This window comes from Methylobacter arcticus (assembly GCF_050917435.1).
In the GTDB taxonomy this organism is placed as follows: domain Bacteria; phylum Pseudomonadota; class Gammaproteobacteria; order Methylococcales; family Methylomonadaceae; genus Methylobacter_A; species Methylobacter_A titanis.
This window is the reverse complement of record NZ_CP159583.1, coordinates 2,581,252-2,607,617: the sequence shown is the minus strand read 5'-3', so window position 1 is coordinate 2,607,617 and position 26,366 is coordinate 2,581,252. Positions and strand designations below refer to the sequence as shown.

At 46.4% G+C, this 26,366-nt stretch carries 25 protein-coding genes; 19 read left to right on the top strand and 6 right to left on the bottom strand.

The features are described from left to right. Nucleotides 1-3 precede the first annotated feature (3 nt). The 4 genes from ABXJ76_RS12375 to corA form a co-directional block, all read right to left on the bottom strand. The gene (locus ABXJ76_RS12375) at nt 4-858 is read right to left on the bottom strand and encodes a helix-hairpin-helix domain-containing protein (protein WP_432740876.1); all 855 of its coding nucleotides are present in this window, start codon (nt 856-858) and stop codon (nt 4-6) included. Between the two features lie 164 nt (nt 859-1,022). Continuing rightward, nucleotides 1,023-1,628: a phosphoribosyltransferase gene (locus tag ABXJ76_RS12370; RefSeq protein ID WP_432740875.1), complete on the bottom strand. Its 606-nt coding sequence runs from the start codon at nt 1,626-1,628 to the stop codon at nt 1,023-1,025. A 49-nt stretch (nt 1,629-1,677) separates the two neighbouring features. Then, the gene (locus tag ABXJ76_RS12365; protein ID WP_432740873.1) at nt 1,678-2,547 is read right to left on the bottom strand and encodes a M28 family peptidase; all 870 of its coding nucleotides are present in this window, start codon (nt 2,545-2,547) and stop codon (nt 1,678-1,680) included. A 186-nt stretch (nt 2,548-2,733) separates the two neighbouring features. Next, nucleotides 2,734-3,795: a magnesium/cobalt transporter CorA gene (gene corA, locus ABXJ76_RS12360; RefSeq protein ID WP_432740871.1), complete on the bottom strand. Its 1,062-nt coding sequence runs from the start codon at nt 3,793-3,795 to the stop codon at nt 2,734-2,736. 121 nt (nt 3,796-3,916) lie between these two features. On the opposite strand from corA, the gene ABXJ76_RS12355 reads away from it, so the two are divergent. Beyond that, nucleotides 3,917-4,390 (top strand): ATP-dependent zinc protease family protein, encoded by a 474-nt coding sequence (locus ABXJ76_RS12355; RefSeq protein ID WP_432740870.1) that lies wholly within the window; start codon nt 3,917-3,919, stop codon nt 4,388-4,390. Next, a complete protein-coding gene (gene radA / locus ABXJ76_RS12350; protein ID WP_432740868.1) occupies nt 4,387-5,763 on the top strand; it encodes a DNA repair protein RadA in 1,377 nt (458 codons plus the stop codon). Before ABXJ76_RS12355 ends, radA begins: the two co-directional genes overlap by 4 nt. A gap of 58 nt (nt 5,764-5,821) precedes the next feature. Here the strand turns inward: radA and ABXJ76_RS12345 are convergent, their stop codons facing one another. Together ABXJ76_RS12345 and ABXJ76_RS12340 are read right to left on the bottom strand one after the other, a co-directional pair. Further along, entirely contained in the window at nt 5,822-6,190 is a 369-nt protein-coding gene (locus tag ABXJ76_RS12345; RefSeq protein ID WP_432740866.1) for a PilZ domain-containing protein, read from the bottom strand. 144 nt (nt 6,191-6,334) lie between these two features. Continuing rightward, on the bottom strand, nt 6,335-7,609 hold the full coding sequence (locus ABXJ76_RS12340) for an HlyC/CorC family transporter (RefSeq protein ID WP_432740864.1): 1,275 nt from the start codon (nt 7,607-7,609) through the stop codon (nt 6,335-6,337). Between the two features lie 301 nt (nt 7,610-7,910). Between ABXJ76_RS12340 and ABXJ76_RS12335 the strand changes: the two genes are divergently transcribed. The 17 genes from ABXJ76_RS12335 to ABXJ76_RS12255 all read left to right on the top strand — a co-directional run bounded on the left by ABXJ76_RS12335 (nt 7,911) and on the right by ABXJ76_RS12255 (nt 26,306). Then, entirely contained in the window at nt 7,911-9,383 is a 1,473-nt protein-coding gene (locus tag ABXJ76_RS12335) for a sigma-54 dependent transcriptional regulator (protein WP_432740862.1), read from the top strand. Between the two features lie 128 nt (nt 9,384-9,511). Then, nucleotides 9,512-10,831 (top strand): sensor histidine kinase, encoded by a 1,320-nt coding sequence (locus tag ABXJ76_RS12330; protein ID WP_432740860.1) that lies wholly within the window; start codon nt 9,512-9,514, stop codon nt 10,829-10,831. After that, nucleotides 10,818-12,203: a sigma-54-dependent transcriptional regulator gene (locus tag ABXJ76_RS12325; RefSeq protein ID WP_432740858.1), complete on the top strand. Its 1,386-nt coding sequence runs from the start codon at nt 10,818-10,820 to the stop codon at nt 12,201-12,203. The genes ABXJ76_RS12330 and ABXJ76_RS12325 overlap by 14 nt, the downstream gene beginning before the upstream one ends. Nucleotides 12,204-12,262: 59 nt before the next feature. After that, the gene (fliE, locus tag ABXJ76_RS12320) at nt 12,263-12,580 is read left to right on the top strand and encodes a flagellar hook-basal body complex protein FliE (RefSeq protein WP_432740856.1); all 318 of its coding nucleotides are present in this window, start codon (nt 12,263-12,265) and stop codon (nt 12,578-12,580) included. 22 nt (nt 12,581-12,602) lie between these two features. Next, nucleotides 12,603-14,411 carry a flagellar basal-body MS-ring/collar protein FliF gene (fliF, locus tag ABXJ76_RS12315; protein WP_432740854.1) on the top strand — a complete coding sequence of 603 codons (1,809 nt, stop codon included), beginning with the start codon at nt 12,603-12,605 and terminating at the stop codon, nt 14,409-14,411. Continuing rightward, complete coding sequence (gene fliG / locus ABXJ76_RS12310) at nt 14,404-15,414, top strand: flagellar motor switch protein FliG (RefSeq protein ID WP_432740852.1); 1,011 nt, start codon at nt 14,404-14,406, stop codon at nt 15,412-15,414. The genes fliF and fliG overlap by 8 nt, the downstream gene beginning before the upstream one ends. Next, the gene (locus ABXJ76_RS12305; RefSeq protein ID WP_432740850.1) at nt 15,401-16,357 is read left to right on the top strand and encodes a flagellar assembly protein FliH; all 957 of its coding nucleotides are present in this window, start codon (nt 15,401-15,403) and stop codon (nt 16,355-16,357) included. Before fliG ends, ABXJ76_RS12305 begins: the two co-directional genes overlap by 14 nt. Continuing rightward, nucleotides 16,354-17,718: a flagellar protein export ATPase FliI gene (gene fliI / locus ABXJ76_RS12300; protein ID WP_432740848.1), complete on the top strand. Its 1,365-nt coding sequence runs from the start codon at nt 16,354-16,356 to the stop codon at nt 17,716-17,718. Before ABXJ76_RS12305 ends, fliI begins: the two co-directional genes overlap by 4 nt. A 19-nt stretch (nt 17,719-17,737) precedes the next feature. Further along, entirely contained in the window at nt 17,738-18,196 is a 459-nt protein-coding gene (fliJ, locus tag ABXJ76_RS12295) for a flagellar export protein FliJ (RefSeq protein ID WP_432740846.1), read from the top strand. Nucleotides 18,197-18,226: 30 nt separating this feature from the next. Then, complete coding sequence (locus tag ABXJ76_RS12290) at nt 18,227-19,699, top strand: flagellar hook-length control protein FliK (protein ID WP_432740844.1); 1,473 nt, start codon at nt 18,227-18,229, stop codon at nt 19,697-19,699. Nucleotides 19,700-19,989: 290 nt separating this feature from the next. Beyond that, nucleotides 19,990-20,445, top strand: coding sequence for a 30S ribosomal protein S6 (gene rpsF, locus ABXJ76_RS12285; RefSeq protein ID WP_432740842.1), 456 nt, complete (start codon nt 19,990-19,992; stop codon nt 20,443-20,445). 32 nt (nt 20,446-20,477) lie between these two features. Further along, nucleotides 20,478-20,705, top strand: a complete 228-nt coding sequence (gene rpsR / locus ABXJ76_RS12280; RefSeq protein ID WP_292556395.1) for a 30S ribosomal protein S18 — start codon at nt 20,478-20,480, stop codon at nt 20,703-20,705. Nucleotides 20,706-20,720: 15 nt separating this feature from the next. Continuing rightward, nucleotides 20,721-21,614, top strand: coding sequence for a hypothetical protein (locus ABXJ76_RS12275; protein ID WP_432740840.1), 894 nt, complete (start codon nt 20,721-20,723; stop codon nt 21,612-21,614). A gap of 49 nt (nt 21,615-21,663) precedes the next feature. Continuing rightward, entirely contained in the window at nt 21,664-22,113 is a 450-nt protein-coding gene (gene rplI / locus ABXJ76_RS12270; protein WP_432740838.1) for a 50S ribosomal protein L9, read from the top strand. A gap of 55 nt (nt 22,114-22,168) precedes the next feature. Further along, nucleotides 22,169-23,428, top strand: coding sequence for a lipid IV(A) 3-deoxy-D-manno-octulosonic acid transferase (waaA, locus tag ABXJ76_RS12265; protein WP_432740836.1), 1,260 nt, complete (start codon nt 22,169-22,171; stop codon nt 23,426-23,428). Between the two features lie 253 nt (nt 23,429-23,681). Continuing rightward, entirely contained in the window at nt 23,682-24,311 is a 630-nt protein-coding gene (fchA, locus tag ABXJ76_RS12260; RefSeq protein WP_432740834.1) for a methenyltetrahydrofolate cyclohydrolase, read from the top strand. Nucleotides 24,312-24,617: 306 nt separating this feature from the next. Continuing rightward, a complete protein-coding gene (locus tag ABXJ76_RS12255; RefSeq protein ID WP_432740832.1) occupies nt 24,618-26,306 on the top strand; it encodes a SulP family inorganic anion transporter in 1,689 nt (562 codons plus the stop codon). Nucleotides 26,307-26,366: the final 60 nt, after the last annotated feature.

The following is a 26,366-nucleotide window of genomic DNA, read 5'->3' as shown; positions in this document are numbered from 1 at the left end:
AGTTTAGTCCGCAAGTTCCGCATAATATTCGTTACATTCTTTTTCGCGGCCCCTGACTATCCTCCGGCCGGTTGCAGGGCCTCGCGTTTCGGTGACGACGGTATGCTGGCCCTCGTGGTGACTATCATCGTAAAAAGAAATCACCACCCAGTCTTTGACGCGATCCAGTTGGTGAGCGCGCTCGGTATTCGAATACAAAGCGGTAAAATGCCAACCCTTCCGGCTTGCATGCAAAATGGGCAGCCAGGCTTCGCCAGTCGGGTTGAAACGTTTCGGCGCTATAGTCGGCAGCTCTCCGGCTTGCGCTTTTTTGCGGTATTGTTCGTCTATTTTCAACAATAATTCGACCGGCGGCTCTGCAATGGTTTGCTGCGCTTCGAAACGCGGCCTGCGAAAACCCAGGACATGGGCAAGCCAGGTTTGCACCAGGGCGATTTTTTTGGTGCTGAAGCCGGGGACTTTGTTTAAGCGGCCGTTATGCGCCGCCAGTTCCAGGGCTTCCAGGGTGTCGATATGCAGCGTTTCAATAATCCGGTGCGCCGACTTGGGGCCGATGCCCGGAATCTGTTCGAATAATGCGATCGGATCATGACCTGACTGCAAGCTTTCCAAACGGCTCATGCGCCCGGTCACGACATATTCGTTAATGGATCTGGCAATGCCTTCGCCGATTCCGGGTAGTTCCAGCAACGCCGAAAAACCCTCGCGGCCCAGTAAATCCTCGACAGGTTCGGTCATGGTGTCGATGGTCTTGGCGGCATTCAGATAAGCGCTGACCCGGAAAGGATTGGCTCTCTGTTCATCCAGTAAGGCGGCGATTTGGCGCAGTTTCGCAGCGATTTCTTTATTGGTTACCATGATGTACAAGACCTCATGTTGAACGGGGAAAAAGCATTATTTACCACGAAGGCACGAAGTACACGAAGAAAAACAATTGATTCAATATATTGAAAACTTCGTGCCCTTCGTGCCTTCGTGGTGAGTTTTTAAATTTTGATCAAAAAACGATACTTTCACAGTCTCTATTGCTTTAGCAACATCAGCGCATCTTCTATCTGCCTGCCGGTTACATCGATGCCATGCCGCTGCTTGATTTCCTGTTGCAGCAAGGCCGCGTCGGGATTATCGAGCCGCATTTTCGCAATCATGCTCGACAAATCTTCATTAACCGCCCAGGGATAGATCAGCCATCGCCATTCGCTGACCGTTTCGACGTAAAAGTCGGGAATATAGCTGGAAACGGTTTTAAGGTGCATGGCGGCTGTGCGCATTTCGTTCGCCTTGCCGCAGTGCCGGAGATGCTCGACGCCCACGGTGAAGGTATCGCCGCTATCGCAGACATCGTCCAACAGCAGGACGTTTCGCCCGTTGATGTCGGCATTTAACGGGTACTTAACATAGGCCTGATGCTGTTTGTAAGCGCCTTGATAATGCTCGATTTTGAAGCCGGTTAGGTCATGGATGCCGAGCATGTCCGACACAAGCCGTCCGGGTATATAACCGCCTCGCGCTATGGCGACGATGGCATCGATCCGGAAATTTGCCTTGCGCAATTGTTGAGCCAGTCGGCGGCATAAACTGTAGACACCTTCCCAGGTGATCAGAGTACAGGGTAATTCTTCATCCATATCGAAACCTCGGGGTTATCGGCAATGGTTAACTGAGCGGTTCCGGGCTTTATTGTATTGCGTTCGCCAACCGGCATAACATCAAAAACAGCTCCTTAGTCATTTCTGTAAACGGCTCATAATCGAGCTTATCCGGCGTATCCTGAGCCGTATGATAATAGGGGTAACGATAGAAAGCGGTATCGGTAATCATCAAAGCCTTGTAACCGTGCCGCCAAAATACCAGCTGATCGCTCAAGGACATTCCCGGCACAATGGCCGGAGCGGCGATGGATTGCACCGGAAAATCCGTCGCCGAGGAAAACGCCCGAACGCAGTCCCGCAAGATGTGCCGGGAGCGCAAGTTAGAAACGAACGCAATAAAATTACCGGTATCGGAATAAAAATACTTCAGCAAGGGCGGATAAGTTTGACTGCCTCGCTGATTCCGATAATAGCCGACGGTCTCCAGCGAGATCATAAAGCGTATCGGATCCCTGCGTTGCCTGGCGGCTTTGGCATACGCCATGCTGCCCATGCCGGGCCAGAAGAAAAAAGGGGGTTCTTCATTCACAAACGCGACAAAACGCAGGCTGGTTTCAGGCGCAACATCCTGGAACAGGAGGGAAAGTTCCAGCAACGCGGCAACGCCGCTGCCGTTATCGTTAGCGCCCGGACTGCCGAAGACTGAATCGTAATGAGCGCCGATCAGCATGACATCGGTGCTGCTGCCGGGGCGGGTAATTTCAAGACTGGCGCATTCGATACCTTGCGCGGTATAAGTCTGCTTGCGGACGTCATAGCCTTGCTGCCGCCATTCTTGCGTAATATAAGCCTCCGCCGCATGGAGCGCATCCGGATGAAAAACATTATGCTCGCCGATGTTACCGGCAAGTTCATCGACATGTGTGCGTAAGCGCTGAATTGAAATTTCGTTCATGTTTCTGTGCCGACAAAGTTAAAACGAAAGTTGGCAAGAGCTCCGGCGATGTTCGTATCAAGCCGGGGATTGCCCGTGTTACAAAGCAGAAAATTGGCTCTGAGCTGACGATAACGAAACATTGGTACGGGGTCCACTTTAAGTCTACAGACTTAGAATCGGTACATGTCGGTAAATTTTACGGTGCTAAAGCCAGTGCTTTTTCTTGAAAAACCTGAGCAAAAATACCGACACGCCGATAAATACCGCCCACAATGCCGGGTAGCCCCATTTCCATTTCAGTTCCGGCATGTACTCGAAATTCATGCCGTAGACGCCGGCGATGAAGGTTAACGGAATAAAGATGGATGCAAACACGGTCAGCACTTTCATGGTTTCGTTCATTTTGTTGCTGACGCTGGATAAATATATGTCCAGCATGCCGGCGATTAAATCCCGGTAGGATTCCATCGCTTCAGTCACTCGAATGACATGGTCGTAAACATCGCCGAAGTAGCGTTTGGTTTTGTCATTAAGCAGCGGCGACTCGCTACGCTGAATCGAGGCCAGCAATTCCCGCATGGGCGATACGCTTCGGCGTAAAAAAATCAATTCACGTTTTATTTTCTGGATGGTGTTCAGGGTTTGCGCCGAGGGATTGGTCAGTAATTCATCTTCAACGTTTTCAACCAGTTCATCGAAAATATCTTGCAGGGTAAAATACTCGTCGACTATGGCATCCATGATCACATAGGTAAGGTAATCCGAGCCAAGATTCCTGAGCTGGCTTTTATCGTTGTTAAGTCGGCTTAAGAGCGGCTCGAATATAGCGTCGGGCTTTTCCTTGAAGGTGAAAACGAATTTATTTAACAGCAATAAACTGACTTGTTCGTATTCCACATTGAATTCATCAGCTAGCGCAATCGCTTTGATGACAATATACAAATAATCGTCAAATTCCTCGAATTTTGGGCGTTGGTGGGTGTTAAGAATGTCTTCAAGCACTAGCACATGAATATCGAAATGTTGTCCGATCGCGTCAATAATTGAAACGTCTTTTAGGCCGTCGATAATCACCCAGGTGATTGTATCGGTAGTCTTGTAGGGCAGCAGTTCTTCGATGGATTTGATGGTGCGTTGGGTTAGCGTTGATTTATTGTAATCAATGACGGTGATTTTATGTTCGTGTTTATGCACTTCGCCGACATGCACCAGAGAGCCGGGCGGCAAACCTGACTTTTCGGAAGCGTAACTCAATGATTCAGACATGGTTATCCTTTTTGATATATATTTTATCCGCTTGGTCTATTCAAGCATAATGGCGCACATTTTACCGATGTTCCGACCGTTGTTTGGATACAGTATAACTTTAGAATAAGGCTTTACACAGATGATAGATAAACCGATGCTGGGCTGGCGCGAATGGGTGGCGCTGCCGGAACTTAAGCTGGCGAAGATTAAGGCGAAAATCGACACCGGAGCGCGCTCGTCGGCTTTGCATGCGTTCGCTATCGAGCCTTATCGAAAGGGCGGGCAACGCTGGCTGATGTTTGCGATTCATCCTTTGCAAAAACGTTGCGATGTGATGATTGAATGTCATGCTCCGATTAAAGACCGTCGTTTGGTTATGGATTCCGGCGGCCATAAACAGCGTCGTTATGTGATAGAAACCCAGTTGTTTTTGGGGCAGTCGGTGATCCGGGCTGAAATGACCTTGACCAATCGGGACAGCATGCGTTTTCGTATGTTGCTGGGGCGCACGGCAATGGATACCCGGTTTATTGTCGATCCTGGCGCTTCGTATCTTCAGGGTAAGCCCGATAAACTTGAATACCAGCGCTTGCTGGAACGGGAAAAACCATGAGCAAGAAAAGCAAGACTGCGTTTGTCTGCGATCAGTGTGGTGCCGATTATCCCCGCTGGGGCGGACAATGTACCAGTTGCGGTGAATGGAATACTATTAAGGAGATCAGGCTGGGCGGAGCAACAACCCAGCATAATAGCCGTACGGCAGGTTATGCCGGTAGCCGGTCTGAGGTCAAATTATTATCGGATGTTAATCTTTCCCAAGCGGAGCGGATTTTTAGCGGCATTTCCGAATTCGACCGTGTTCTGGGCGGAGGGATAGTCTGCGGCAGCGTGGTGCTGATCGGCGGAGCGCCTGGAGCGGGCAAGAGTACGCTGTTGCTGCAAGCGATTGCCAATATTGCCGCGCGCGGAGTCAGCGTGCTCTATGTTTCCGGCGAAGAGTCGCTGCAGCAGATTGCCGAACGCGCGCATCGGCTTAAGCTGCCTGCGGACAAAATCATGATGCTGGCCGAAACGTCGGTGCAACGCATCTGCGATGTATTGGATGAGGTCAAGCCGAAAATTCTGGTCATAGACTCGATCCAGGTGATGCATACCCAGGATACGGAATCGGCGCCGGGTTCGATTTCTCAAGTCAGGGAGTCGGCCAGTTATTTGACCCAATATGCCAAAAAGCATGATGTGTCGATATTTATGGTTGGCCATGTGACCAAGGATCAATCGCTGGCGGGGCCGATGACTTTGAGCCACATTGTCGATACTCAAGTGATGCTGGGATCGACCGATGACGCCCGATTCAGGGTGTTAAGGGCGGATAAAAACCGTTTCGGCAGCGTCGGCGAGTTGGGTTTTTTTGCGATGGACAGCACCGGGCTTAAAGAAGTTAAAAATCCCTCGGCGATGTTTTTAAACCGGCCGGATAAGCCGTCCTCGGGCAGCGTGGTGACTGTGCTGTGGGAAGGGACTCGGCCGCTTCTGGTTGAAATTCAGGCGCTGGTGACCGAATGCCAGTATGGTAATCCTAGGCGGCTGGCGGTGGGTTTCGATCAAAATCGTCTGGCGATGTTACTGGCCGTGCTGTCCCGGCACGGCGGCATTTTTACCGCAAATGACGAGATTTATGCCAATGTGGTCGGCGGCATTAAGGTGACCGAAACCAGTTCCGATTTAGCCATTGTGGTGGGCGTTGTGTCCAGTCTGAGGGACAAGGTGATTCCGCATGATATTTTCTTTTTTGGGGAAATCGGCCTGAGCGGTGAAATCAGGCCGGTAGCTAATGGTCATGCACGACTTAATGATGCGGCAAAACACGGTTTCAAAAAAGCGGTTATTCCGAAGGCAAATGTGCCTAAGAAATCGATTGAGGGGCTGGAAATTCAAGGAGTCTCTACGCTTTCGGAGGCGTTGGATATTCTTTCGGAGATGTGAGAGTAAGGCGAAGGGCAAAAGACTACGGAACATGCTTTTGCCCTTAGCCTAATTTTTCTTACTCGCTTAACGCCAACAAATCCCTTTCCAGTAAGGCGCTGTTACCAAGATTAAGCTCAACCAACCGACGTAGCGCGGAAATACTGTCTATATCGATGTGCTCGCATTTAAAGCCCACCTTATTGCCTACAACATGTGTTGCGGTCAGTTCCATTTTTATTTGGGTTTCTTCGGATAACGGCAAGGTGAGAGTGTAGAGTTTTTCCAGATCTTGTTGCCAGGGAAGCTCAAAGCCTAATAAACAGCCTTTTAAGGACAGATCAATAATTTCGCAGCTCCAAGTCTTTTCTTCGCAGCTTAAAGTGGCTTCTCCCGCGAAGTGAATGCGGTGGAAATAGCGGTTATCGTTGTTTTCTATAGGATTCATGGGCTTGGCTTAAAAAATAATTGCAGGGATGTGTTGTCAATAACCAGCACATCATTCGTGTTCAATTTTAGTAATTTAAACGAGCTTTGATTATAGGCGGTATTATTTTAGTTATTCAAGAAATTCCGTTTTTTGGCTTACCGCTTATTCGGTATTGCGATAAAGGTTTATTTTTTTCGGCAGAAATTTAACCAGTTTAACGGTACTCTCATCCCGTTTTATGATCTCCAGAGGGTATCCATGCAGTTTGATACTGGTTCCGGTCTCGGGTATGGTTTCCATAAACTCAATGATAAGTCCGTTAAGCGTCTTTGGTCCTTCCGTAGGCAGTGACCATTGATTGACGCGGTTTAATTCCCTGATAGTAATATTGGCGTCAACCAGATAGCTACCGTCACTTTGGACTCTTGCTGCGATATCGTCCGTGATCAGTTCCCCTACGATTTCCTGAAGCAAATCATCCAACGTAACCAGTCCCTGGACATCGCCATATTCATCAACCACCAGACCTATACGGATTTTTTCATGTTTAAAGCGATGCATTTGGTTGTGCACCGGGGTGCTCTCAGGGATAAACGAAGGTTTGTCCAGGCAGTTGATGAGGGTTTGCTTGTCAAAATCATCATGATTAATCAGTATCAGTATTTTTCTTAAATGGATAAAACCGATAATTCTGTCGATACTGGTTTTATAGACGGGCAAGCGGGTATGCGGGCTGATTTTTATTTGGGTAATGATGTCTTCAATCGACATCTCAAGATCGATACCAAAAATTTCATTGCGCGGGGTCATGATGTCTTCAACAGTCGCCGACTCGAGATCAAGGATGCCCATCAGCATTTTTTGGTAGCGTGCGGGCATTAGGCTTTCCGATTCGCTAATAATGCTTTTTAATTCGTCTTTATTAAGTGTGTCATGGCGTTTTTTTTGGGCATCGACACCGACTATGCGGAGTAATTGATTAGCAAATAAATTGACGAACCAAACGATAGGGTAAAATAATTTTAATAAAGGGGTGTAAATCCAGGCGGCAGGGAAGGCAAGTAGCTCCGGTTTTATAGCGGCAAATGTTTTTGGGGTTACTTCTGAAAAGATAAGTATTACGATAGTCAAAATTCCGGCGGCGATAGCGATACTGGATTCTTCATTTGCGTAAAGCTTAATGGCAATGACAGTTGCTATTGAGGATGCGAAAATATTAACAAAGTTATTGCCCAGTAAAATCAAGCCGAGCAGGCGATCCGGTCTTTGCAGTAATGTAGTGGCTTTAATAGCGCCAGAATGTTTTAGTTTAACTAGATGTCTTAAACGGTAGCGATTTAGTGACATCAAGGCCGTTTCCGAGCCTGAGAAAAAAGCAGAAAGAATAAGCATGGCTGCAAGTATGCCAAACAGCATACTAAGGGACATATCGTTCAAAGAAAGTGTACTCTGGGTTGTGAAAACAACTCTAGTGTCTATGATGAGAAATTTTTGTCAAGCCCATATCTGAGTTGCGGGTTGGCTTAATTGTGTAAGCTACATTAAAAAGATCTTAGAACAGTATGAAATAAAAAGAATTTTGATATGATACCGATTCGATGCTTAACTTTGACAAATCGCTAAATAATTAAAATAGATTATTTTTAAGATGCTGGATAATGAGGCGCAATGATTATTACGGCGGAAAGTGTAAGGTTTAAATCTAAATGGCCTCAATGTGAATAATGAGTGTAAAAATATGGCGTTGCCGCGTATTTTATTAATTGATGATAATAAAACAAGAATTCAACAACTGGAGACGATTTTTCAGTTTATGGGATACAGGATAGAAATCGCAGGTTCAGCGGATTATATATCGCATTTTAGCGAAATCGATCAGTTATGTGGCGTTTTTGCCGGTGATGGTATTGAAAGACAAGCAACTGTGCTCAGTGATATTGTGGGACGGGCGAATAATGTCCCGGTTATTTTGTTAATTAACAAAGGAACTCTGCTCCAGGTTTCTACCGCAATTACGCATAGTGTATTTCAGGTGTTGGAATGGCCGACTACGCATCCTGTGTTGAAGCCGATACTCGATAAACTGTCAGTATTCGGTATGCAAACGACTTTTACGGTACGCGAAAAGTCTGATCGGCGTTCGTCTTCAGTTGAGCGGCTAAAAGGTAAGAGCCAAGCTATTGTCGGTATCCGTAAGTTGATTGACCAAGTTGCGGAATCCGATGCGACGGTGCTAATTCTTGGCGAATCAGGAACAGGAAAAGAGGTGGTTGCCCGCGCTTTGCATGACGCGTCCTTTCGAAAAGAAAAGCCGTTCGTGCCGATCAATTGCGGCGCTATTCCGGGTGAATTACTGGAAAGCGAGCTGTTTGGTCACGAGAAAGGGGCATTTACCGGCGCTTTAAGCGCCCGGCAAGGTCGTTTTGAAATGGCGGAAGGCGGAACTCTTTTTCTGGACGAAATTGGTGATATGCCTCAGGCTATGCAGGTCAAATTATTGCGCATTTTGCAGGAACGCACCTTTGAACGCGTAGGCAGCAACAAAACCCTACATTGCGATGTGCGGATTATTGCCGCAACACACCGATTTCTTGAAGATGAAATAAAAGCAAACCGATTTCGGGAGGATCTGTTTTATCGTTTAAATGTTTTTCCTATCGAAATACCGGCGTTAAAGCACAGGGCTGAAGATATTCCGCTGTTAGTGAATGACCTTATCGCTCGTATGGAAGCGTCCAATCGCGGCTCGGTGCGACTGACCAATGCCGCATTGGCGGTGTTGATGCTGTATGAATGGCCGGGTAATGTCAGAGAATTGGCGAATTTGATTGAACGTTTGGCTATTATTAACCCTAAGGGACTCGTCGAAGCGGCTGATTTACCGGAAAAATTTCAACGATATAACGTTTCTGAGGCATTAGCTGAACAAATAATTGATGATACAGTTGCGGTTAATATAGAGGCAGAAGATAACGCTCAGTCCGAGGAGCAACTTGAAGTTGTCGGCGCTTTTGATGGAGCATCTACCGCATTAGCGCAGTTACCGGAACAGGGTATGGATTTAAAAGAATATTTGAATGTTTTAGAGGTCAATTTGATACGTCAGGCGTTGAGCGAATGCAATGGGGTGGTGGCTCATGCCGCCAAACGATTAAATATGAGACGTACAACGCTGGTTGAAAAATTACGCAAATATGATTTTCAGCGTTAAGGATAGGCAGTCAATTTCCTGTCATCTTATTCTCAAGGTCTTGAAAAGAAGATGAATTAATATTTGGTCTGGTTTTTGCTTAATTTTTATTAATTAATTTACGCTGTAGAAAACCAAAGCAATTAGATATGAATACGCAGAAAAAGCAGAAAACCGAACAGCTTACCGATGCATTCCGTATTTTTAACGAGCTATCCCAGAATTTATCCGTTTCTTACCAAGGACTGGAAGAACAAGTTGCTAAGCTGCACGGTGAGCTTGCTTTTGCCCATAGTGAGCGACTCAAAACCCTTGAGGAAAAAGAAAAACTTGCCAGCCGTTTAGAAAAAATATTGGCAGCGCTTCCCGCTGGCGTCATTGTGTTGGATGCAGACGGAAAGGTTGTAGATTGCAATGCGGTAGCGATGGATTTTTTAGCTGAGCCGCTGATTGGCCAGGATTGGTTCGATGTTGTTGCTCGTAGTCTGATTCCCGTCGTTGGCAACCATCATGAGCGACAGTTGGGTAATGGTAAGCGGGTAAATATGACCATTAGTAGAGAGGTTGCCTGCAATGCCCCGACTGATTCCGGACAAATTATTTTGTTATCGGATGTCAGTGAAATGCGTAACCTGCAAGATATGCTCAATCAGCAAAAGCAGTTATCGGCAATGGGGGAAATGGTGGCGAGTATGGCTCATCAGGTCAGAACGCCGCTGGCGACAGCAATACTCTATGCATCGCAAATGAGTAGCCCGGCGCTGGATAATGAAAGGCGACTGCGGTTTTCACAAAAAATTCTTGAACGTCTGCACTATCTGGAAAGGCAGGTTAACGATATGTTGATTTTTGCCAAAGACGGACGCTTGGCGATGGAGACTTTTTCCTTGGCCGAGCTGTTAAATCATCTCAGGGAAGCGGTCAAAGAATATACCGATAGCGGCGGAATTGATTTGCAGATTATTAATGAGGCACAAGATGACGCTATGTTGGGTAATGAAAATGCCTTGCGCGGCGCGCTGCTTAATTTATTGAATAATGCGGTTGATGCGGTAGGCCAGTCCGGATGCATACAAATATCGGTGGTTCAGCTTGATAGTTTTGAGCTGCGGATAGTTATTAAGGATGATGGGCCAGGCATTAATCAAGAGCTGTGTCAGCGGATTTTTGAACCGTTTTTCACCACCAAGACCCGTGGTATCGGCTTGGGTTTGGCTGTCGTAGACAGTGTGGTGCGAGCCCATGGCGGTCATGTGCAGGTTGAATCGGTTCTGGGGCAGGGCGCTGTTTTTACATTAGTCCTGCCTTGTATACATCAAATATTTAGTTTGTCGCCCGGTGGTTTTTCACATCAGGCTATCCTGCCTGATGCCCTTCGGGTAAATGCAAATCTGTTCCAGACAGATTTGTCCGGTAAAAATCACCATCAAAGCGACGATCAAAGAGGTCTGAATCATGAAGCAGTATGATGTGTTGGTTGTCGAGGATGATCTGTCGCTATGTGAAGCGCTTTGTGACACTCTGGAGATAGCCGGTTATCGTGTGATTTCTGCTCGTAATGGTACTGAAGCCTTACTCAAACTCGAGCTTGGTAAGTTTAAACTGGTTGTTAGCGATGTGCAGATGCCGGTTATGGACGGCTTTCAGTTGTTAAAAAATATGCAGTATAAATATTCAAAAACACCGGTGCTGTTGATGACGGCTTTCGGAACTATTCCCAAGGCAGTCGAAGCTATACAGGCGGGCGCATCCGATTATCTTATCAAACCATTTGATGCACAGGCGCTAGTCAATAAGGTGGCTGATTATGTGGTAGTCAACTCGGCTGCGGCTAATACAGAGGAAGATCAGCGCATCGTGCAAGACGAAAGCATGAAAAAACTTTATGCGCTGACAGCTAAAGTCGCTAAAACCGATGTTACCGTATTGTTGCAGGGCGAAAGCGGAACCGGTAAAGAGGTTGTCGCTCATTATATTCATCATAATTCAACGTATCATCGTGGGCCTTTTATCGCAGTGAATTGTGCGGCTATTCCTGAAAATATGCTGGAAGCGATGTTGTTCGGTTATGAAAAAGGCGCCTATACCGGAGCGGTTCAGTCTATGCCGGGAAAATTCGAACAAGCCCAGGGCGGTACCTTATTATTGGATGAAATTGCCGAAATGGATTTAGGCTTGCAGGCAAAATTATTGCGGGTATTGCAAGAAAAGGAAGTCGAGCGTTTGGGCAGTCATAAAAAAATCAAACTCAATGTCAGAATTTTGGCGGCCACTAATCAGAAGCTGAAAGAACATATGGAGCAGGGGCTGTTTCGTGAGGATTTGTATTATCGTCTCAATGTGTTTCCTATTAATATCCCGCCGTTACGCAACAGGCCAGGCGATATTTTGCCGTTGGCGCAGGAATTTATGCAACGTCATGGGCAAGAAGGCAAAAAATTGCCTGAATTTGACAGTCAGGCTGTTGAGAAAATGCAGGCTTACCGTTGGCCTGGTAATGTCAGAGAGTTGGATAATGTGGTGCAGCGGGCCCTTATTTTGCGGACTGACGATAACATTACCGTTGACGATTTGGTATTTGAGGACTCCGGTTCGATGATGGCGAGAGGGGCTTCGTTTGAGGCCGTACAAACGACTCAGGCAACGCCTATAGATGAAAAGCCTGAAATCGGCGGTTTGGGTGTAGGGGTTAGATCTGCCGAAGAGAGCATTATTTTGCAAACCTTACAGATGGAAAACGGCAGTCGTAAGATAACGGCTGAAAAGTTGGGTATTAGTCCCAGAACGCTCCGCTATAAAATGGCGAGGATGAAAGATTCGGGTGTTATTATTTCATGCTAACATGTGGCATTAAAAATGCTTAATACTCTGTATTATTAAGAAGGTAAGAGGAAAACCCCATGAGTGAGATGAATGTAAATCAAGTTTTGGCTCAGATGCGGGCAATGTCGCTTGAGGCTGGTAGCAGTAAAGTGCCGGAAACAGGTGGCGGTGGCGCTGATTTTGCCGCAATGCTAAAGCAGTCCATTGATTCTGTTAATGATACCCAGCAAGCTTCCGGAAAAATGACCAAGGCTTTTGAGACAGGCGATACTAATGTCAGTTTGGCAGAGGTTATGATTGCTTCGCAAAAAGCGGGTGTTTCATTTCAGGCCATGCTACAGGTCAGAAATAAATTAGTTGAAGCCTATCAAGATGTCATGAATATGCCAATGTAATCGGGCAAACTGTGAATAAAAAATGAGCGAACAGAGCGGTAATAGTTTAATTGAGGCAAAGCGCCGGAATGAGTCAATGGCGCCAGGCAACGGGCACCTTGAGGGTGAAGCGTCTCATATTTTAGCTGCTAAGGTCGATGCGCATCCTGCCATTAAAGGCTTGGCTGGGCTGACTATAGCGCGTCAACTGGGGCTGATGCTAGGTCTGGCCCTTAGTGTTGCTATGGGTGTTGCTATTGTTCTATGGTCACAGGAACCTTCTTATGGACGTTTGTATTCCGACATTGGTGAAAGTGATGTGGCGGAAATTCTTGAAATCCTCAATAAGGAGTCCATCAAGTATAAAGTCGAGAGTGGTTCTGGAGCCATTATGGTGCCGATGGATGACGTGAGTACAGTAAAGCTCAAATTAGCGGCTCAGGGATTGCCCAGAAGTACCAGCATGGGATACGAGCTTCTGGATAAAGATCAGGGCTTTGGTAGCAGCAAAAGTGTAGAAATGGTGCGTTTTCAACGAGCACTGGAAGGCGAGATTGCACGGACTATTATGTCCATCCAGAATATAAAGACGGCCAGGGTACTCTTAGCTATTCCTGTTCAGTCGGTGTTTGTCAGGGAACGTAAGAAACCCAGCGCTTCGGTCATGGTTAATTTATATCAAGGCAGGTCGCTGGATAAAGGCCAGGTCGAATCCATTATTCATTTAGTTGCATCCAGTGTGCCGCAACTGGATGCCAATCAAGTCACTGTCGTCGATCAAAAAGGTCAGCTGTTAAACAGCAATGACTCATCAGTGGCAGGTAATTTGACCTCCAAGCAATTCGAATATAAGAAAAATATTGAAGAGCATTTGATGGGAAGGATTCAGAATATTTTGTCACCTTTGGTTGGTGGTGACGGAATGCGTGTACAAATTTCAGCGGATGTGGATTTTACCGAGACTGACAGAACCCAGGAAATGTTCAACCCGGATTTGCCGGCTTTAAGAAGTGAGCAAACATCGGAAGAACAAAGTACCTTATCCGCTACTCAAGGTGTTCCCGGCGCGCTATCAAATCAACCAACTCCTGCAGGTGTCGCTCCTGAAGCAATACCCGGGTCAGCTGCTGCGGGGGCAGAGAAGACGGGTTCGCCGGGTTCGATAGCAAAAAATGCTACCAAGAATTACGAATTGGATAAAACCATTACTCATACCCGATTAGCGACAGGAGGCTTGCGCCGTTTGTCCGTAGCTGTGGTTGTTGATGATCGGCATTTACTTCAGAGCGATGGTACGTTTAAAGGGCAGGCTTTTTCTCAGGAAGATGTTAATCGTTTTAGTGACCTGATAAAACAGGCGGTAGGTTTTGATAGTAGCCGGGGAGATCAGGTTACCGTCACTAATGTGACGTTCAAAATGGATGAACTTATTGAGGCATTGCCGACAATACCTGTTTGGGAGCAAGGCTGGTTTCTTGATCTTATGAAACAAGCTGCTGCTGTGTTGGCCGTATTATTTTTGCTTTTTGGGGTGTTGCGACCCACGATGCGCAGTCTTGTCGGTCGGGACATAGAAGAGAAAAAAGCCCAGGATTTAGCTGAGGCGCAAGAAAAGGCTGTCGCTATAGGGGGATCTGTTCGCTTTAATGAGCAAGGTACGCCTGTCGCAGTACCGAGCGGTCAACAAAGTGTGAATTTTTCGATGCCCAATGAAATGGAAATGCAGGATCTGCTGCTATTGGATGTGCCTCAGAGTTACGAACATCGCTTGGAATATGTGAAGAGATTGGTCGATGATGATTCGAAAGTAGTCGCACAAGTTATTAAATCATGGATTAAAAAAGATGGCTAAAGCGCCAGTAAAAGAGTTAAGCCAGGTTGATCGCGCCGCTGTATTGTTGCTGGCACTGGGAATGGATAGGGCGGCGATGGTTCTAAAGCATATGTCTCCCAGGGAAGTGCAGGTTTTAGGTATCACCATGGCAAGCGTGGGGGAGATCTCCATCGAGATGATGGATGAAGTGGTTGAGGGCTTTATTGTCGCGGTAAAGAGGCAGACGGCTCTGGGCATGGATACCGATGAGTATATTCGTACCGTGTTAATCAGTGCCTTGGGTGCAGATAAAGCAAATAGCATCCTTGATCGAATTTTACAGGGCGGTAACACTAAGGGAATTGAGCAACTGAAATGGATGGATACCCGGTCGATTGCAGACATGATTCGTTTGGAGCATCCTCAGATTGTCGCGACCATTATGTCTTTAATGGACAGTGAGCAGGCAGCGGATGTGATGATGTTTTTGCCCGAGAGTATGCGTTCTGATTTGATGATGAGAGTTGCAACGATGAAAGGCATACAGCCCGCTGCCTTACGTGAGTTGGATCAAATTATGGAGCAACAATTAACCGGCTCTGATAATGTCAAATCGACAAATATCGGCGGTGTTGATGCGGTGGCTAATATTTTAAATTTCCTGGATGGCGGCGCTGCCGATTTAGTCATGTCCGGCATTGCTGAGCACAGGTCGGAATTGGCTCAGGAAATTCAGGAGAAGATGTTTACCTTTGAAGACCTGACTACGGTTGATGAAAGGGGCATGCAAACCTTGTTGCGTGAAGTTTCAACCGGACAGTTGTTGCTGGCGTTGCGGGGTGTGGGTAGTGAGCTTAAGGAAAAAATATTCAGCAATATGTCTAAGCGGGCAGCAGAAATGCTGCGTGATGATTTGGAGGCTTCACCGCCCGCTAAGTTAAGTGAAGTGGAGTTGGCGCAGAAAGATATATTGGCTATCGCTAAAAAACTAGCCGATGCGGGTGAGATACAAATGGGAATCGGTGGTGATGAGCTTATCTAAGACACCAAGATTTACAGTAGCCGAACTGGAATCGTTAAGATTATGGAGTCTGCCGGACGTTTCCGCAGCAGAGGCGTCTAGGGAGTCGGAGACGGTGGAAATAGAGACTGAGCCGACACCGATTTTAACGGTTGATGAAATTGAAACCATGCAAAAACAGGCGTATGACGAAGCCTTTGCGCAAGGTAAGATGCATGGCTTTCAGCAAGGTTTTGATGAGGGTTCAAAAAAAGGCTATGACGATAATTTGCACCTGATGCAAAGCCAAGCGGCGACACTGGTTGGTCTTTTGGAATCTTTAAGCGAGCCGTTTAAATCGCTAGATGAAGAAGTGGAAAAAGAGCTGGTTAAACTGACTATCGGTATCGCAACGCAAATAATACGTAGGGAAATTAAGTTGGATCCAGGGCAAATCGTGGCTGTTGTTCGGGAAACCATTAATGTCTTGCCGCTGGCGTCACAAAAGATCAGCTTGAAATTACACCCTGAAGATGCCGAATTAGTGCGTTCTGCATTAGCGCTGGATGAAATGTCGCCCAGTTGGAAGATAGTTGAGGACCCGTTAATTACCCGTGGCGGCTGTGCAGTCGACACTGATATTTCACATGTTGATGCAACTGTAGAGCATCGGCTGGCTGCTGTTATCTCAGCTATATTGGGTGGTGAACGGGAGCACGACGGCCGAGGTTCAGGAGCAGTTGCCGACGACTCCAGGGATGGAGGAGGTACGACCCCACGGACGGGGGAGATAGAGCAACGCAGGGAGCAGTTGCCGACGACTCCAGGGATGGAGGAGGTAGAGCAACGCAGGGAGCAGTTGCCGAGAGCACCAAAAGTAGGCGCTTTAGGCGCTTTAGGCGACGCAGGAGCAGTTGCCGACGACTCCAGGGATGGAGGAGGTAGAGCAACGCAGGGAGCAGTTGCCGAGGATAAAAACGAGTGATTCCGGATGTAGATCGGTCACAAATTTGGCTGGCTAAATTAAAACCCTATTCCGAAAGATTAGCTGAAGTCCCAGAGCTGATTGTCGAAGGCAGGCTTTCCCGCATGGTAGGGTTGACGCTGGAAGCGGTTGGTTGTCGAGCGGCTATTGGTTCCCGCTGTCGAATTGAGGCTAAGAATGGCAAGATGATTGAGGCGGAAGTCGTAGGCTTTGCCGATGCACGTATTTTTTTGATGCCGACCTCGGAAGTTCATGGACTGGAGCCGGATTGTCGGGTCATTCCCATGGGTAAAAATAGCTTGGCTAGAGTGGGTTTCGGTCTATTGGGGCGTGTACTGGATGGGGCAGGCAATGCGCTTGATGACAAAGGCCCGCTTAAAACCGATGCGCTAATTTCGCTAAATGGTGTGCCGATCAACCCGTTGTCGAGAAGGCCGATACGTGAGCCGCTTGACGTTGGAGTTAGAGCGATAAATTCGATACTCAGCGTCGGGCGCGGGCAGCGTATGGGCTTGTTTGCCGGTACCGGCGTGGGCAAAAGTGTATTATTGGGCATGATGACCAAGTTTACCAAGGCTGATGTTGTGGTGGTTGGCCTGATTGGTGAGCGGGGACGAGAAGTTAATGAATTCGTACTGAAAACCTTGGGCGAAGAGGGGCTTAAAAGAGCTGTGGTGGTGGTCTCGCCTGCGGATTGTCCGCCTTTGATGCGCGTTCATGCTGCTCTATTGTCAACCAGTATTGCCGAGTATTTTCGTGATCAGGGTCTCGATGTCTTGTTGTTGATGGACTCATTAACGCGATTTGCCCAAGCGCATCGTGAAATTGCCCTGGCTATTGACGAGCCTCCTGCTACCAAAGGCTATCCGCCTTCGGTTTTTGCCAAGTTGCCGCATTTGGTAGAGCGCGCCGGTAATGCCGATCATGGCGGGGGATCTATCACCGCTTTCTATACGGTTCTGGCTGAAGGCGACGATACTAATGATCCTATTGCTGATGCAGCCAGAGGGGTGCTGGATGGGCATGTCATATTGTCCAGGAGCTTGGCCGAATCGGGGCATTTCCCGGCCATCGATATAGAGGCGTCAATCAGTCGGGTTATGCCGGACATTATTGATGCCGGTCATTTGCAAATGGCGCGGGATTTAAGGCGAATGTATTCACTTTATCAGCAAAACCGCGATTTAATCAGTGTTGGTGCATACCAGCCAGGATCGGACCCTAGAATCGACAAGGCCATTGAAAGAAATCCGGCGATTTTAGATTTTTTGCAGCAGGATATGGATGAGCCGGTTGATATGGAAAGGAGTTTGCAGGAGTTGGCATTATTACTGGGTGTAAACAGGCCGACTTCCGGCTGAGGCTCAAGAAAGGATATAAGTGAAAAAATCGCAACGCATCAAAACCATAGTAGATATTAAGGCGACACAGGAAAAAAATGCTTTGGAAGTGCAGGGTGCCGTGCAGAGAAAACTGCTAGCCATGCAGACTCAAGTCGACGGGTTAAAAAATTATCGGCAAGAATACCAAGATAGATTTGACCTGTTAGGCCGTAAGGGCGTCAATATTGCCCGGCTTCTGGAGTTTAGATCATTTATTGACAAGCTTGATAAGGCAATCATTGGCCAGGAGCAAGTATTAAGCTCAATTGCAGCTGATTTAATGGCCAAAAGAAAAGTCTGGGAAGGGCTGCATCATAAAACCCAAAGTTTGCAGAAGGTATGTGATTCAGCTTTGGTGGCAGAAATGAAGCAGGAAGCTAAGCGTGAGCAACTGGAACAGGATGAGCGAGCATCCAGAATCGGTCGTAATAACTCAGGTGGCACGGGGAATGCTTAATAATTAATAATAGTCCGAGCGGAGTTGGTTATGAATATAGAAAATACAAATTTATCGTCGTTGGCGCCAAGTAACGGTACGGTTGAAAGTGTGGCGCTACCTTTGGCTGATGGTGGCGTTATTTCCAAAGGCTTTTCCAGTGCATTAGTTGCGCAGATTGAGTTGTTGAGCGATATAAAAACCGAGGGTTCGCTGCCTCTACAGACATCGGATATTGCTGTTTTGCAAGGTGTCAGCGATACTGCCGATTTGCCGACCGACCATGTTGGTACGCACGATTTTGCCGCTTTATTGGGCAAGGATTTGCCGTCGTCATACAAAACAAAAGACGATGTTGAGCGCGAGGCTGTCTTAGTCGCGATAACTGACACATTAAAATACATTGCCGTAGGCACTACTACCGGAGAAAAAGCGGCAGTGGCCGAGCAGAACATGAAAGACGTGATTGCAATGGCTGTTCCGGTTGAGCAAAGTTTGGAAGACGTGATTGCAGCGGCTGTTTCCGCTGAGGCAAACATAAAAGATAGGGTTATTGAGGTTGAGCAAAGTCTGAAAGGCGTTGTTACGAGTGCTTCGGTGCAAATGGGTTTGACGCCAGCAATTGATAAGCCGGATAAGCAGCAGGTTGAAGGCGAAGATCAAATGACGGGGGTTGAAGATAATCCCGGAAATCAAGGGGGGGTGGCAGTCATCGTTCTTCCTGTGAAGATACTGGCTGAGCAAGGAAGTTCAGTCAATAATTTGACGCCTGAAGATGCGATTAAAGAGGGTGGGACTTCATCTTTTATAAAGCCATTAATGGGGAATGCTACGCCGAATGAGTCTGCGAAAGTTCCCGATGATGCGCTGCAAAGTGACACTATTTTTAGTCAGGCGGTTCAGGAAAAACAGGGTCTTAATTTAAAATACGTTGAGAATGTAGGGTTGGCGGAAAAGACTGGGCGGGAGGAGTTGCAGGCCTTAAATTTAGACGGGGACAAGGGCTTACCCCGAGTTGGCGGGGAGGTAATGTCGCTTAATAGAGCGGTTGTTGACAATAAAGCAGATATTTCCGCCATAACCAAACCGCTATCGCATCCGGAATGGAATAAGGATTTAGGTGAGCGGATTGTGTGGATGAGCAACAGAGCGATACCCTCAGCAGAAATTAGATTGAATCCATTGCATCTTGGCCCTATATCCGTTCGTGTTGATGTAACTGATAATCAGGCAACCGTTGTTTTTACAGCTCAGCATGCGGCTACAAGAGAGGCTCTTGAAGCATCCATTCCTAAATTACGAGAAATGATGGGTGCTCAGCAGGTCGACTTGGTGGAGGTGAGTATTTCCCAAGGCACTACGTCAGATCAGGGGCGTCAATCATCGCAAAGATCCGCGCAAGCCGCTGATGGTCGGGGCCAAGATGAGGGCGATGTGGACATTGATGGGGTTGATGATATAGAACCGGAAATTGAAAACGGACGGACTGGGGTTAGCAAGGGCTTGTTGAGTATCTATGCGTAGACTGGATAGCCTAAGCCGATAAGCTAATTCATGAGGATTTATTCAAAGCTAGAATAAATCCTTTTTTTTGATAGCGATATTAAGTGGCGGATTTGCGCGTTAAGAACGAACATATATTTCTGTTCACATTGATTGGCTATTCGGTAGGATTAATGCGGTATCTTTAATGTTACACTTTTCAATAGCTGAAAAAGCATTTATAATGGGCGGTTCTTAGGGGGCTACCAGCTCCTCCTTGCTTTACCATCTTTATAAGACAGAGGTGGGAGGCTTAACCGAAAGGAAAAATCATGCGACATTATGAAATTGTCTTTTTAGTCCATCCAGACCAGAGTTCACAGGTTCCTGCGATGATTGAACGTTATAAATCAACCATCGAAGCCGCATCCGGTAAGATTCATCGTTTGGAAGACTGGGGTCGTAGACACCTGGCTTACCCAATTAATAAAATTCATAAAGCGCATTATGTGCTGATGAATGTTGAGTGCGATCAGCCTACTTTGGAAGAGTTAGAAAGCGGCTTCCGCTTTAATGATGCTATTTTGCGTAGTATGACTTTATTGCAAAAAGCAGCTATTACTGAAGCATCTATCATTGCCACATCAACAGCTGAAGAAAATAAAGTGGCTGAATCAAGAGCTAAAGATGCTGCGGCTAGAGAAGCAGTAGCGGCTGTAACTGACGCCGAAGGCGAAGCTGATGATGTCGACGAAAACCTTGATGCTGACGACACTACTTCTGAATAACACTTTTAACACTTGGATTTACGAGAATTATTATGGCACGTAACATTAGACGCAAAAAATTCTGCCGATTCAGTGCAGAAGGCGGCACTGCAATTGATTATAAGGATCTGGACTTGTTAAGTGATTACATCACTGAAACCGGTAAAATCGTTCCTAGTCGCATTACAGGAACCAGCGCCAAGTATCAAAGACAGCTAGGTGTTGCAATTAAGCGGGCTCGTTTTATTGCACTACTGCCTTTCTGTGACGCACACAAATAATACGCTGGACGATCAATGGGCTTTTTAGCGGAATACATTATGCGGGGGAGAATGCAAGCCATGATAGTGGCTTCTACTCTTGCATTAGTGTCGCTGGTTATGCCTCCAGTGAGTATAGTAAGTTCAGCCTCTGTTGCTCTGGTCACGTTAAGGCGAGGCGCTCTTGAGGGCTTTATCGTTTTGGCAAGCTCAATTGCAGTAGCGGGAGTGCTAGGGTTCTTCTTATTAGGCAATTACCAATTTGTGTTGCTTTATGGGATGGTGCTATGGGTTCCTGTCTGGTTGATTTCAATTATATTAAGAGAAGGGCGGTATTTATCTCTGACGATTGAAATTGCGGTATTGATTGGTGTTCTGGGGGTTCTTGGTTTTTATCTCTATAATGCCGAGGTGGCAGAGATGTGGAAGCATATACTTTCACAAATGGTGCCTCCGAATGCTCCGGTTGAAGATGTTCAGCATACCCTGGATGTATTGTCCCATTACATGACTGGGGTGGTTGCGGCCGCAGCAGTTTTTGGCCTGTTGTTTGGCCTGTTTTTGGGACGGTGGTGGCAGGCTTTGCTCTATAATCCCGGTGGATTTAAGCAAGAATTTTTGTCATTGAATACGCATCCAAGGTTGGCAATAGGCAGTATTGTAATGGTGGTTATCGCATCATTAAGTTCCGGTGTGATTTCAGAGGTATCGTGGAACATCACTATTTTGCTGTTTGTGTTGTATACCTTTATCGGAACCGCAGTATTGCATACCGTATTTGCCTCAATGAAAATGGGTCGGTTTATAGTGCCAATGTTTTATGTGACATTATTTTTGATACCCCATGCCATGCTGCCCGTTGCTTTAGTTGGTCTGAGCGATGCGTGGCTGAACTTACGAAATAAAATTTCGAATCAACAAACGCCTTGATGGCGTAAAAAAATAGCCGGATAAAATCCGAAAAATGAGGTATTAAAAGATGGAAGTCATTCTTCTTGAAAAGATAGCAAACTTGGGTAACCTGGGCGATAAAGTCGTCATTAAATCAGGTTATGGCAGAAACTATCTTGTTCCATACGGTAAAGCTGTTCCTGCAACAGCTACTAAAATTGCTGAATTTGAAGCACGTCGCGCAGAACTTGAGAAAGCGGCAGCTGAAAAGCTGAGTGCGGCTCAAGCGCGTGCCAATGCATTGAGCAAGCTTCAAGTTGTTATTGCTCACAAGGCTGGCGATGAAGGCAAATTGTTCGGTTCAATAGGTACGCAAAATATTGCTGATGCCATTACCGAAGCAGGCGTTTCAGTTGAAAAGCATGAAATTCGTTTGCCTCAGGGCGTTATTCGTCAAATCGGCGAATATCAGATCGACGTTAATTGCCATACCGATGTTGTCGTAAAAATGCCTATTAAAATTGCTGCTGAAGCATAATAAAGGCTCAAGGGAAAGGGTTGTGGGGCGACTTACAACCCTTTGCTTTTTAACGATGCGAGTTATTTACTCCTGCTTTTTTTATCTGATCATTCCCTTTATACTTATTCGCCTGATTTGGCGAAGTATTGAGGTTCCCGCATATCGGTACAGATGGAACGAGCGTTTTGCTCTCTATCAAAAAAAATTCCCCCAGAATGTCATTTGGTTTCACGCAGTCTCAGTAGGAGAGGCGGAAGCTTTATTTCCGCTAGTCAAGAAAATACAACGACAGTACCCCGATGCAAGGTTATTAATTACGACGACAACAGTTACAGGATCTGCCAGAATTAAGGCAGTGATGCAGGAAAGCGTGGAGCATGTCTATCTGCCCTATGACATTCCCTGTGCGGTTAGTCGATTTATGCGGTGTTTTAAACCCAAAATAGCCGTGATCATGGAGACTGAAATTTGGCCCAATCTTTTTGCCTGTTGCAGCAAAAATAAAATTCCGTTATATGTTGTCAATGCCCGCTTATCGGAAAAATCGGCGATGGGTTATCAAAAATATCCAGCACTTATTTCGCCGACTTTAGCTCACATCAAATTGATTGCTGCACAAACGCAGGATGATGCCAAGCGATTTGTCGCTATTGGAGCAAAAGCCGAAGCGGTTAGGACGCTAGGCAATATAAAGTTTGATGTTGAAGTTTCAACCGAAATTATTGAGCGGGGTCAGCAGTTAAAAGCCGATTTGTTTTACGGTCGGTTTGTTTGGTTGATTGCCAGCACCCATAAACATGAAGAAGCCATATTTCTTGAAATCTATAAAAAAATAAAGCAGGAAATTCCTGAATTATTGCTGGTTATTGTGCCAAGACATCCAGAGCGTTTCGGTGAAGTAAAAAAACTGTGTGAGCAGTATCAGTTGGCGGTGGTGATGCGTACCTCCGGAGAGCATTGTCATCAGCATACCGATGTTTATCTGGCTGATACCATGGGTGAGTTAAAGCTGCTTTATGCGACCTCCGATGTCGCGTTTGTCGGCGGCAGCATGGTGCCTGTTGGCGGACATAATATTCTTGAAGCTGCCGCAGTTGAGGCTCCGGTTTTATTTGGCCCTTACATGGTGAATTTTAAGGAAATAGCTGAAGACGTGTTGCGTCAGGATGCGGCAATACAGTGCCAGGATGAAAGCGAGATAATCAGCGCGATTATTGCCTTGCATGCGGATCCCGCATACAGGCAATCGTTAGCTGAAAAGGGTAGGGCGTTTGTTCGGCAGAACCAAGGAGCGACGACCAGGATTTTTGACCTGCTTAGTCAGGATATTTGATTTTTGGTTCATGCATCTCCTTGTTTGATCATATGCCATGTCGTCTCGGCATAAGGTTTATATATAGCAGTCCGTTCGACCAATTACTCCGCATAAATGTCATAAAAAACTATAGCCCGATATAAATAACCCCTTATTGGTAATGAAAGTCTATTTGATTAATAAGGCGCTGCAATGCTGTGTCAAGCCGATATGAAATCTGCTTTATCAAAAAAGTGTACTATAACTGACTACATTGAAGAGACGTGACGCCATGAGTGAAATAAAAGATAAATCGGTTCAAGCCTTTATTGATGGCTTGGCCAGCAAGGCGCCTACTCCTGGTGGCGGTAGTGCTGCAGCGGTAATGGGTGCGCAAGCCGCCGCTTTAATCAGCATGGTTTGTAACCTGACCATAGGTAAGCCTAAGTACGCTGAAGTTGAAATTGAAATGCAGTCATTACTGGAAAAGTCAGAAGCGTTGCGTGAAATGCTGACCGGCATGATCAAAGCCGATGTTGAGGTTTTCGAGCGTTTGATGGCGACGTATGGTTTGCCAAAAGACTCCGATGAAGAAAAGGCCGCGCGTAGTGAAGCTATTCAATCAGCATTAAAGGAAGCCACCGTCGTTCCTTTGAAGTGCGCACACGCTTGCGCAGAAACTATTGCATTGAGCAGAATTGCCGCAGATAAAGGTAATTTAGGTGTGATCAGCGACGCAGGTGTTGCGGTTATGGCAGGTTACGGCGCACTAAAAAGCGCAGCGTTAAATGTTTACATTAATGCAGGCAGTCTTAAAGACAGGGCTTTTGCTGATGCGAAATTAGCTGAACTGGAAGCGATCTTGAATGGTGCGGATTTGGCTGCAGAAGAAGTGTATCAGATCGTTAAAGCTAAGCTGTAAACATATTGTCAGTGCTCGCCCGGGCAAACGCATTAAAACGGCTTTAAAAACAGGGAAGAAATATCCGATGAAATCCCCCGCTACCACAAATAGAAGCTATAACTGATTAACCGGCAAAACAGCTGCAATTCTTCCGACACAGGTGCAAAACAACCGTTCGGTTGTTTTGCACCTTAAGGTTTTTTGTTATTTCCGGCTAAATAATAAAAATAACAATTAAAATCATATTGTTATGGTAATTAAATAAGGATGGCATACTAATCGCATGTAATTCGACATGAACTTTTTATCATTACGAGGATTTTTATGACTGAGCCATCCCTGCCTGGGTTACCAAAATCTGGTTTAGCCGGTTTAAAAGAAAACTGGCGTAGCGATTTGTTATCCGGTTTTCTGGTTTTTCTTATTGCGTTGCCGTTGTGCTTGGGTATAGCGATGGCGTCCGGTTTTCCGCCATCGTCCGGTATTATCACGGCTATTATTGGTGGGATGCTGGTTTCGCGTTTCAACGGGTCATGTGTAACGATTAACGGTCCGGCCGCCGGGTTGATTGTGGTGGTTCTTGGCGCAGTGCAATCGTTGGGTGCAGGCGATGCGATGGCCGGTTACCGTTATACGCTGGCGGCTATCGTTATTGCCAGTGTGTTACAGATTCTGCTGGGCCTTTTTAAGGCGGGGCGGTTGAGCTCGTTTTTTCCGGCATCGGTGGTGCATGGCATGTTGGCGGCTATTGGCATTATTATTATGGCCAAGCAAATCAACGTGGTATTGGGTACTGCGCCGGAAAAAGGCAGCAGTCTGTTTTCGACTATCGCCCAGATTCCGCACAGCATTGTTAACCTTAATCCTGATATTGCCATTATCGGTGTTTCAGGATTGGTGATACTGATAATCTGGTCGGTTATAAAAAATCCTATCTTAAAGATGATTCCGGCTCCGCTCATCGTGGTGTTGGTGGGTATGGGCTTGGCGCGGTATTTTGACCTGCAACATGAGCACATGTATTTGTTTCTGCCGGATGCCGATTTTTTGCCGCATCATGAAGAAACCGTCGGACCGAGGTTTCTAGTCGCTATTTCCGATAATTTCATGTCCGGTTTTTATTTTCCCGATTTTTCAAAATCACTGAATCTTGAATTCTGGGAAGCGGTGGTGAGCATTTGTTTGGTGGGCAGTCTTGAGAGTTTACTCAGCGCGATGGCGGTAGATAAACTTGATCCCTATAAACGCCATTCCAATCTTGATCGTGATTTAACTGCGGTGGGTGTTGGTAATCTGGTGGCCGGATTAATCGGTGGTTTGCCGATGATAGCGGAGATCGTGCGTAGTTCGGCTAATGTGAACAATGGGGCAAAAACCCAGTGGGCCAACTTTTTCCACGGCGCATTTTTATTGTTATTCGTGGTGCTGTTTCCGCGCTTGATTCACAGCATTCCGTTAGCGGCATTGGCTGCGTTGCTGGTCTTTACCGGTTTTCGGCTGGCCTCGCCTAAAGAATTTGCCAAGGTCATGGGTGTTGGCAAAGAACAGTTGTTTATGTTCGTGGTGACGATTATCGGTGTATTGGCGACCGATTTATTAATCGGTGTCGGCATCGGCATTTTAACCAAGTTTGCTATCCACCTGCTACGCGGCGTCAGGCTGAATAACCTGTTCAAGATTCATTTTGTTATTGACCTCAAAGACGATGATTCTGTTGTAGTCTTAATAGTAGGTGCTGCCATTTTCTCCAACTTCATGCCCTTAAAAACCGCTCTGGCCAATCTGGAAAACGGTAAGACGGTTATCTTTCAATTGAACAATGCGTACATGCTTGATCATACCGTGATGGAGTTCATTCATGATTTTCAGCATAACTATGAAAGGCAGGGCGGACAATGCAAGTTTTTCGGCATGGAATATCATGATACTTTTTCAGAACATCCTTTGGCGGTGCGCAGAATGAAGCGGAATCACATGAGTCGTCGTAAAAGCGACCATTATGGAATTAATTAGACGCAGATGTTTGTTGTTAAACATATTAAATGTTAATGCTATTAACATTTAATATATATT

Excerpts from the sequence above, each read along its gene's own strand:
- ABXJ76_RS12290 (WP_432740844.1), top strand. The coding sequence starts at position 18,227 with ATGAATATAGAAAATACAAATTTATCGTCGTTGGCGCCAAGTAACGGT.
- fchA (WP_432740834.1), top strand. The coding sequence starts at position 23,682 with ATGAGTGAAATAAAAGATAAATCGGTTCAAGCCTTTATTGATGGCTTG.
- rpsR (WP_292556395.1), top strand. The coding sequence starts at position 20,478 with ATGGCACGTAACATTAGACGCAAAAAATTCTGCCGATTCAGTGCAGAA.
- ABXJ76_RS12255 (WP_432740832.1), top strand. The coding sequence starts at position 24,618 with ATGACTGAGCCATCCCTGCCTGGGTTACCAAAATCTGGTTTAGCCGGT.
- ABXJ76_RS12365 (WP_432740873.1), bottom strand. The coding sequence starts at position 2,547 with ATGAACGAAATTTCAATTCAGCGCTTACGCACACATGTCGATGAACTT.
- rplI (WP_432740838.1), top strand. The coding sequence starts at position 21,664 with ATGGAAGTCATTCTTCTTGAAAAGATAGCAAACTTGGGTAACCTGGGC.
- waaA (WP_432740836.1), top strand. The coding sequence starts at position 22,169 with ATGCGAGTTATTTACTCCTGCTTTTTTTATCTGATCATTCCCTTTATA.
- ABXJ76_RS12330 (WP_432740860.1), top strand. The coding sequence starts at position 9,512 with ATGAATACGCAGAAAAAGCAGAAAACCGAACAGCTTACCGATGCATTC.
- ABXJ76_RS12355 (WP_432740870.1), top strand. The coding sequence starts at position 3,917 with ATGATAGATAAACCGATGCTGGGCTGGCGCGAATGGGTGGCGCTGCCG.
- fliE (WP_432740856.1), top strand. The coding sequence starts at position 12,263 with ATGAGTGAGATGAATGTAAATCAAGTTTTGGCTCAGATGCGGGCAATG.
- ABXJ76_RS12305 (WP_432740850.1), top strand. The coding sequence starts at position 15,401 with ATGAGCTTATCTAAGACACCAAGATTTACAGTAGCCGAACTGGAATCG.
- ABXJ76_RS12275 (WP_432740840.1), top strand. The coding sequence starts at position 20,721 with ATGGGCTTTTTAGCGGAATACATTATGCGGGGGAGAATGCAAGCCATG.
- fliF (WP_432740854.1), top strand. The coding sequence starts at position 12,603 with ATGAGCGAACAGAGCGGTAATAGTTTAATTGAGGCAAAGCGCCGGAAT.
- ABXJ76_RS12335 (WP_432740862.1), top strand. The coding sequence starts at position 7,911 with ATGGCGTTGCCGCGTATTTTATTAATTGATGATAATAAAACAAGAATT.
- ABXJ76_RS12345 (WP_432740866.1), bottom strand. The coding sequence starts at position 6,190 with ATGAATCCTATAGAAAACAACGATAACCGCTATTTCCACCGCATTCAC.
- rpsF (WP_432740842.1), top strand. The coding sequence starts at position 19,990 with ATGCGACATTATGAAATTGTCTTTTTAGTCCATCCAGACCAGAGTTCA.
- radA (WP_432740868.1), top strand. The coding sequence starts at position 4,387 with ATGAGCAAGAAAAGCAAGACTGCGTTTGTCTGCGATCAGTGTGGTGCC.
- fliG (WP_432740852.1), top strand. The coding sequence starts at position 14,404 with ATGGCTAAAGCGCCAGTAAAAGAGTTAAGCCAGGTTGATCGCGCCGCT.
- ABXJ76_RS12370 (WP_432740875.1), bottom strand. The coding sequence starts at position 1,628 with ATGGATGAAGAATTACCCTGTACTCTGATCACCTGGGAAGGTGTCTAC.
- corA (WP_432740871.1), bottom strand. The coding sequence starts at position 3,795 with ATGTCTGAATCATTGAGTTACGCTTCCGAAAAGTCAGGTTTGCCGCCC.
- ABXJ76_RS12325 (WP_432740858.1), top strand. The coding sequence starts at position 10,818 with ATGAAGCAGTATGATGTGTTGGTTGTCGAGGATGATCTGTCGCTATGT.
- ABXJ76_RS12375 (WP_432740876.1), bottom strand. The coding sequence starts at position 858 with ATGGTAACCAATAAAGAAATCGCTGCGAAACTGCGCCAAATCGCCGCC.